Genomic DNA, 6,895 nt, shown 5'->3' with positions numbered 1-6,895 from the left:
AGCCCAGGTGCAGCCCGGTGGCGATGGCGTTGGGCTGGGTGATGATGAGCAGGTGCCGCCCCTCGAGGGCCTCGGGCTTGCCGACGGGGGTAGCTGCGGGCGCCGCACCTTCAGGCAAGGCCGCCAGCAGCGCGCCCAGCGAGGCGTGGTCGCCCACCGTGGTGGCCACGTACACATTCGCGCCGGTGTAGTACTTCCTGTAGAAGCTCTCCAGGTCGTCGCGGGTGACCGCCTGCACTCCCTGCACCGTGCCCACGGAGAGATGGTCGAGCGACGTGCCCGCCAGCACCCAATCGTCGAGGACCAGCAACCCCAGCAGCTCCTGCTGCTCGAAGCGCAGGTTGGACTGGATGCGCACCAGGGTCTCCTTGCGGATACGGTCGAGTTCGGGTTGGAGGAAGAGCGGCTGCCGGAACATGGGCTGCAGCACCTGCGCCAGGAACTGCGGCAGCGCCTCCCTCGGCACGATCATGGAAAAGGTGGTGGTCTGCTTGTCCACCAGCACCTGCGGATACGCGGCCTCACCCCAGGGCCGCGTGATCTCCGCCAGCTTGTCCTTGGTGACGGGGCTCTGGGGATCGCCGAAGCCGCCTTCCAGCAGCATGCGCGCTACCAGGTTGGCGGTGCCTTCCTTGCCGGCGGGATCGTCGGCCGAGCCCGCGCGCACCATGATCTGGATCTCGTAGAGCGACGAGGGCGAGGGCATGGTGATGACGTTCTGCCTTGGCACGCTCCCCGCCTGCGCCACCGCGAAGTCCGGCGAAAGCAGCGCGGCCGCAGCCACGACGAGCAAGCCGAGTACTGAGTACCGGGTACTGGGTACTTTTCGCATCACCGCACCTCCTGCTTGGGCTGGAGCGCCGCCGCCGGCTTCTGCCACAGCGTGCCGATCACGCGTCCCTGAGCGGTGAAGTACTTCTGGGCGTAGGTGTCGATGTCGGCGGGCTGGAGCGCCATGACCGAGCGCATCAGCTCGTCGATGGAGTGGGGATCGCGGTTGAAGCGGTAGTACCAGGCCACCGCGGTGGCGATGTTCTCGGTGGTGTTGAGCTGCGCCAGGAAATCGTTCTTCACCTTGCTCTTGATGACTTCCAGCGTCCTGGCCGCGTCCTTCTGCTTGGAGAAGTGCTGCAGCGCCTCGACCCCGGCGATCACGTCGCCCTGCACGTCCTGCACGTACCCGTTGCCCTCATTCTGGAAGCGCTCCAGGCTGAGCTCGCAGTCCAGCAGCATCCACTGCGGATCGGTGGAGTCCGGGGTGGCGTACATGGAGAAGTCGGTGACCGACTGCTTCTGGTAGCGCAGCTTCTGGAAGAGCGGCGCGGAGCGCGAGGTCAGCAATTCGCCCAGCACCAGCGCGATGGCGCCTTCGGGGCTCCCGATCCTCATCGCCGGAGTGTGGTAGCCGACCATGAGGTGCGGCGCCACCTCCGCCTCCCAATCCACGTGCACCGGCTTCTCGTTCCGGGGGAAGGGCGGGGTGGGGATCCGGGGCGTGGTCACCGGCTTCCAGCCGGCATACGCTTTCTCGATCACGGGAAAGAGCTTGTCGGGATCGACGTCGCCCACCACGATGATGGCCACGTCGTTGGGGGTGTAGTAGTTGTGGAAGAACTCCCAGGCGGAGTCCCAGGCCTTGGGCATGTTCTCGACGTCCTCGCGATAGCCGATCACGGTGTGTCCGTAAGGATGCGCTGGGAAGCCCGCGGGCGACATCTCCTCGATCATCTTCTCCTGCGGGAAGGAGAAGATGCGGCGATACTCGCCTAGCACCGCGCCCGCCTCCACTTCGAAGACCTTGCGCTGCATGGTGAGATGCTGGAAGCGGTCGGCTTCGAGCGTGATCACGCCCGGCACCTCGCCCTGCGGGGTCTCGACCGGCCCCACCAGGTTCTGGGCGAAGGTGAAGGGGTGGTAGAAGGTGAGGTCATAGTTGGTCCAGGCGTTGTTGTCGGCGCCCATGGCGTTCATGTCGTCTTCGTAGCCGCCGGGCTTGCCGCCATACTCGTGGCGGAACATGATGTGCTCGAACAGGTGGGCCAGCCCGCTCTTGCCCTTCTCGGTCTCATTGCGCGAGCCCGCGAAGACGGGGGTGGCGTAGGTGGCCATGTCCTTGAACTCGGGGGTGGGGATGATCAGGACCTCCAGCCCGTTGGGCAGCTTGTGGGAGTAGATCTTGTAGGGGAAGAAGCTGGCCGGGACCGGCTTCTTGGCGGGCGCGGGCTTGGTCTGCGCCGCCGCGCCCACCGCCAAGAGAAGAAGGACGAGGAGAGCGCTACACAGGCGGAAGGATCGGGACATCGGTTCACCTCGCAGGGACAGGCTGGAAGAGCGGGCCGGGAGCAAGTGAAAATTATAAACCCCGCACGCGTTGGCGCGCTCGCGCCGGGGATCGCAGATTTCAGATTGAAGATCGCAGATTGTTTTTCCTCTGCGCCCTCTGTGTCCGGCGCCTGCCCTGAGCGAAGTCGAAGGGTGGTTAACCGGCCTTTGAGCCCAGGACCTCCGCCAGCAGGGCGGGCTCGGCGTTGCCGCCGCTGATGACGGCCACGCTCGAGCGCGACTTGGGAAGCGCGGTGCGGTGGAAGAGGAAGGCGGCCAGGCTGGCGGCGCCCGAGGGCTCGGCCACCACCCGCGCCACCAGGGCCAGGCGGCGCACGGCCTCCCGGATCTCGTCCTCGCTCACGGTGACGATGTCGTCCACGTAGCGGCGCACGTGCTCGAAGGGGATGGCGCCCAGGGACTGGGTGCGCAGGCCGTCGCAGAGGGTGCGCGTAGTCTTCTCCGCCGGCCACTCCACCAGGCGGCCGGTGCGCAGCGACTCCTGGGCGTCGGCGGCCAGCTCGGGCTCCACTCCCACCACCTTGGTTTCCGGGCGGCTGAGCTTGATGGCGGTGGCGATGCCGCTCAGCAGCCCGCCGCCGCTCACCGGCGAGAGCACCAGCTCCACCTCAGGCAGGTCCTCCAGGATCTCGAGACCGATGGTGCCCTGCCCGGCAATGATCTTCTCGTCGTTGTAGGGCGGCACCATGACGTAGCCGTAGCGCTGCGCCAGCTCCTCGGCGCGCGCCTGGCGCTCGGCGCTGGAAGGTCCCACCAGCACCACCTCCGCGCGCATGGCCTTGGTGCTCTCCTGCTTGATGGCGGGTGCGTTGGAGGGCATGACCACCACCGCGCGGCAGCCCAGGGCGCGCGCCGCATAGGCCACCGCTTGGGCGTGGTTGCCGCTGGAGTAGGTGATGACCCCGCGCTGGCGCTCGGCCTCGCTCAAGGAGACGATCTTGTTGTAGGCGCCGCGCAGCTTGAAGGCGCCCATGGGCTGCAGGCTCTCCAGCTTCAGGAAGACAGGATCGGCGGGTAGGGCGGCCGGGTAGGCAAGCAGAGGCGTGCGCGTGGCCACGCCGCGGATGCGGCCCTGGGCGGCGCGGATGTCGTTCAGCGTGACCATGGGACAGGTTTCAAGTTTCCCGTTTCAGGTTTCCAGTTGCAAGGGAGAATGCAAAGAGCCCACCACAAAGAGCACGAAGGTGTCACAAAGGACACAAGGGGAGTCTCTGTTGGTTTCCTCTGTGTCCTCTGTGATTCAGAGAATCAGACTTCCAGGATCACGGGCATGATCAAGGGGCGGCGCTGGGTCTGCTTGCCGATGAAGCGCTTGAGGTCCTGGCGGATCTTCTCCTTGATGACGCCGTAGTCGCCCTTCTCCTCGGCGCTGGACTCCTCCAGCGTCCTCATGACCACGCCGCGGGCCTGGTCGAGGAAGCCGTTCTCGGTAGCGGCGGCGAAGCCGCGGGTGACGATCTCAGGTACGGCTTCCACTTTGCCGCTCAACTTGTTGATGGCAATGATGGGGAGCACGATGCCGTCTTCGCTCAGGTGGCGGCGGTCCTTGATCACCAGGTCCTCGACCACGTCGCCCATGGAGCCGGAATCGATGCAGACGCGGCCCACGGTGACCTGCCCGGCCTTGCGCGCGCCCAACTCGTCGAATTCCAGGATGTCGCCGCTCTGCGCCATGATCACGGTGCCCACGGCGCCGTGCATGGAGGCGGCCAATTCGCCGTGGCGCTTCAGTTGCCGGTACTCGCCGTGGATGGGGATGAAGTAGCGCGGCTTGACCAGGTTGATGATGAGCTTCAATTCCTCCTGGCTGGCGTGGCCGCTGACGTGGACGGGCGGGGAAGAGCCGTCCTCGTAGATGACGTGGGCCTCGCGGCGGAAGAGGTGGTCGATCATGCGGTAGATGGCCTTCTCGTTGCCGGGGATGATGCGGGAGGAGAGCACCACGGTGTCGCCGGGATCGATCTTGGCGTGCTTGTGGTTGTCCACGGCGGCGCGGGAGAGCGCCGACATGGGCTCGCCCTGGGTGCCGCTGATCAGTACGCAGACCTTCTCCGGGGGCAGGGACTTGAGTTCTCCGGGATGGACGAGCACGCCGTCGGGGATCTCGACGTAGCCCAGGTCTTCGGCGATCTCGGCGGACTCGTTCATGGAGCGGCCGATGAGCGCGACCTTGCGCCCGTACTCGCAGGCCATCTCCACCGCCAGCTTGATGCGGTGGACGGACGAGGAGAAGCACGAGATGAAGAGGCGGCGCTCGCAGCGGGCGAAGACCTCGTCGAACTTCCCGCGCACGGCGCGCTCGCTGGGAGTGTAGCCCTTGCGCTCCACGTTGGTGGAATCCTGGAAGAGGGCGAGCACGCCGTCTTTGCCGTACTCGGCGAAGGCGTGCAGGTCGAAGAGGCGGTTGTCGGTAGGGGTGGGGTCGACCTTGAAGTCGCCGGTGTGCAGGATCACGCCCAGGGGGGTGTGGATGGCCAGGGCCACACAGTCCACCAGGCTGTGCGTCACTTGGATGGGATGCAGGGTGAAGGGCCCGACCTTGAAGCGCACCCCGGGACGGATCTCGTGCAGGTCGGCGGAGTCGAGCAGGCCGTGCTCCTCCAGCTTGTTCTCCACCAGGGCCAGGGTGAACTCGGTGCCGTAGACGGGGACGTTGAGTTCGGAGAGCATCCAAGGCAGGGCGCCGATGTGGTCCTCGTGGCCGTGGGTGAGGACGATGGCGCGCACGCGCTGGCGGTTCTCCAGCAGGTAGCTGAGGTCGGGGACGACGATGTCCACGCCCAGCAGCTCGGACTCGGGGAACATGAGGCCGGCGTCGACGACCAGGATGTCGTCGCCCCAGCGCACGGCCATGCAGTTCATTCCGAACTCGCCCAGGCCGCCCAGGGGCACGACGTGAAGCTTTCCTTTGGGCATGTGGATACTCGATGCTAGCACAGCGCGCACTGGGTGACTTGCTGACTTGCTGATTCGGCGATTTTTCAGTCACGAAATCACCAAATCACCAAGTCACCAAATGTAAACTAAGGTCCATGCCCCGGCCTTCGCGAAACTCGTGGTTGCTGCGGCGCGCGGAAGAGGCGCTGCGCCGCGGCTTCGAGCGCGCCTACGAGACGGTGCGCGTCGATCCCGAGAACTACCTCTTCCACCTGCGCGCCGCCCACGGCCTTCCCGTCACCAGCTTCCAGGGGATGTACGCGCTGCCGGTGGAGCAACTGGACGCGCTGGCCGCCGGCACCGTCCACGCAGGGATGAAGATGGCGGCGCTGGAAGGCGCGGGGCTGGGACTGGGCGGGCTGCTGACCCTGGTGCCCGACCTGGGCATCCTTTCCGTGATCACGCTGCGCACGGTGCAGAAACTGAGCCTGATCTACGGCTTCGAATACAACACCGACGAAGAGGTGGCGGAGCTGTGGATCGCCGCCGCCAGCGCCGCCGGCGTGGACATCGGGCGCGAGCTGGTGGAGCGCGAAGTGGTGAACAAGTTCGTGCCCCGGGTGATCGAGCGCATCGCTGCCAGCGCCAGCGTGGAGGTGGTGGAGAAGTGGACGGCGCGGGTGATCCCGCTGCTCAGTTCGGTGCTGGGCGCAGGGCTGAATTACTACTTCGTGAGAGCCTGGGGCGAGCGCGCCGCCAAACACTTCCGGGAGAGGCACCTGAAGCGCAGGGAACAACTTCCATTACCCGCTTCGCAGCCTTTGTCACTACCTGCGCGTTAGCGATTTCAGATTGAAGATTTCAGATTGCAGATTTCAAACTGCCGGCACTGGAGTAAGAAATCTGCAATCTTCAATCCTCCAGCGCCTTCATCACTGTTGCCGAGGGATGTCCCGTCCCGAACTCGCCCTCCCAGCGCGCCACCACGCAGGTAGCCAGGCAGTTGCCCACCACGTTGACTGCGGTGCGCACCATGTCCATCAGGGGATCGATGCCCAGCAGGATGAAGACCGGCTCGACGGGCAGGTGGAACTGGCCGACGGTGGCGAGCAGGATCACGATGGCGGCGCGCGAGACTCCGGCCACGCCCTTGCTGGTCAGCATCAGGGTCAGCAGCAGCACCAGTTGCTGGCCCAGGCTGAGGTGGATGCCGGCGGCCTGGGCCACGAAGATGGCGGCCAGCGAGAGATAGAGCGTGCTGCCGTCCATGTTGAAGCTGTAGCCGGTCGGCATCACAAAGGCGACGATGCCGCGGGGTACGCCCAGGGCTTCCATGGCTTCCATGGCGCGGGGGAGGGCAGCCTCGGAGGACGAGGTCCCGAGGGCGATGGTGAAGGGCTCGGCCACCGCGCGCACGAAGGCCCGGACCGGAAGCCGCGCCACCAGCGCGATGGGCAGCAGCACTCCCACGAGGAAGACCACCAGCGCCACGTAGAGCGTGGCCAGCAGCTTGGCCAGGTTCACCAGTACGCCCGCGCCGGTGGTGGCCACGGTGTAGGCGATGGCCGCGCCCACCCCGAAGGGCGCGAAGTACATCACCAGGTTGGTGAACTTGAACATGGTCTCAGCCAGGCTGTCGCAGAAAGTCAGAAGGGACTTGCGCTTCTCCTCCTTC

The 6,895-nt window shown here is 65.9% G+C and carries 6 protein-coding genes; 1 reads left to right on the top strand and 5 read right to left on the bottom strand.

The features are described 5' to 3' along the window. The 4 genes from VEG08_14620 to VEG08_14605 form a co-directional block, all read right to left on the bottom strand. Positions 1 to 832, bottom strand: an 832-nt coding sequence (locus VEG08_14620) for an insulinase family protein (protein ID HXZ29225.1), incomplete at its 3' end; no start/stop codon positions are given. Continuing rightward, positions 832 to 2,301, bottom strand: coding sequence for a pitrilysin family protein (locus VEG08_14615; GenBank protein HXZ29224.1), 1,470 nt, complete (start codon positions 2,299 to 2,301; stop codon positions 832 to 834). The genes VEG08_14615 and VEG08_14620, both read right to left, overlap by 1 nt. Before the next feature lie 178 nt (positions 2,302 to 2,479). Then, positions 2,480 to 3,448 carry a threonine/serine dehydratase gene (locus VEG08_14610; GenBank protein HXZ29223.1) on the bottom strand — a complete coding sequence of 323 codons (969 nt, stop codon included), beginning with the start codon at positions 3,446 to 3,448 and terminating at the stop codon, positions 2,480 to 2,482. A 143-nt stretch (positions 3,449 to 3,591) separates the two neighbouring features. Then, positions 3,592 to 5,259 carry a ribonuclease J gene (locus VEG08_14605; GenBank protein ID HXZ29222.1) on the bottom strand — a complete coding sequence of 556 codons (1,668 nt, stop codon included), beginning with the start codon at positions 5,257 to 5,259 and terminating at the stop codon, positions 3,592 to 3,594. A gap of 143 nt (positions 5,260 to 5,402) precedes the next feature. Between VEG08_14605 and VEG08_14600 the strand changes: the two genes are divergently transcribed. Beyond that, a complete protein-coding gene (locus VEG08_14600; GenBank protein ID HXZ29221.1) occupies positions 5,403 to 6,062 on the top strand; it encodes an EcsC family protein in 660 nt (219 codons plus the stop codon). Between the two features lie 70 nt (positions 6,063 to 6,132). Here VEG08_14600 and VEG08_14595 read toward each other — a convergent pair. Then, positions 6,133 to 6,895: dicarboxylate/amino acid:cation symporter (locus VEG08_14595; GenBank protein ID HXZ29220.1), on the bottom strand; the 763-nt coding region annotated here is incomplete at its 5' end.

This window comes from Terriglobales bacterium, from assembly GCA_035624475.1.
In the GTDB taxonomy this organism is placed as follows: Bacteria; Acidobacteriota; Terriglobia; order Terriglobales; family Acidobacteriaceae; genus DASPRL01.
This window is presented reverse-complemented; position numbering and strand designations above follow the sequence as displayed.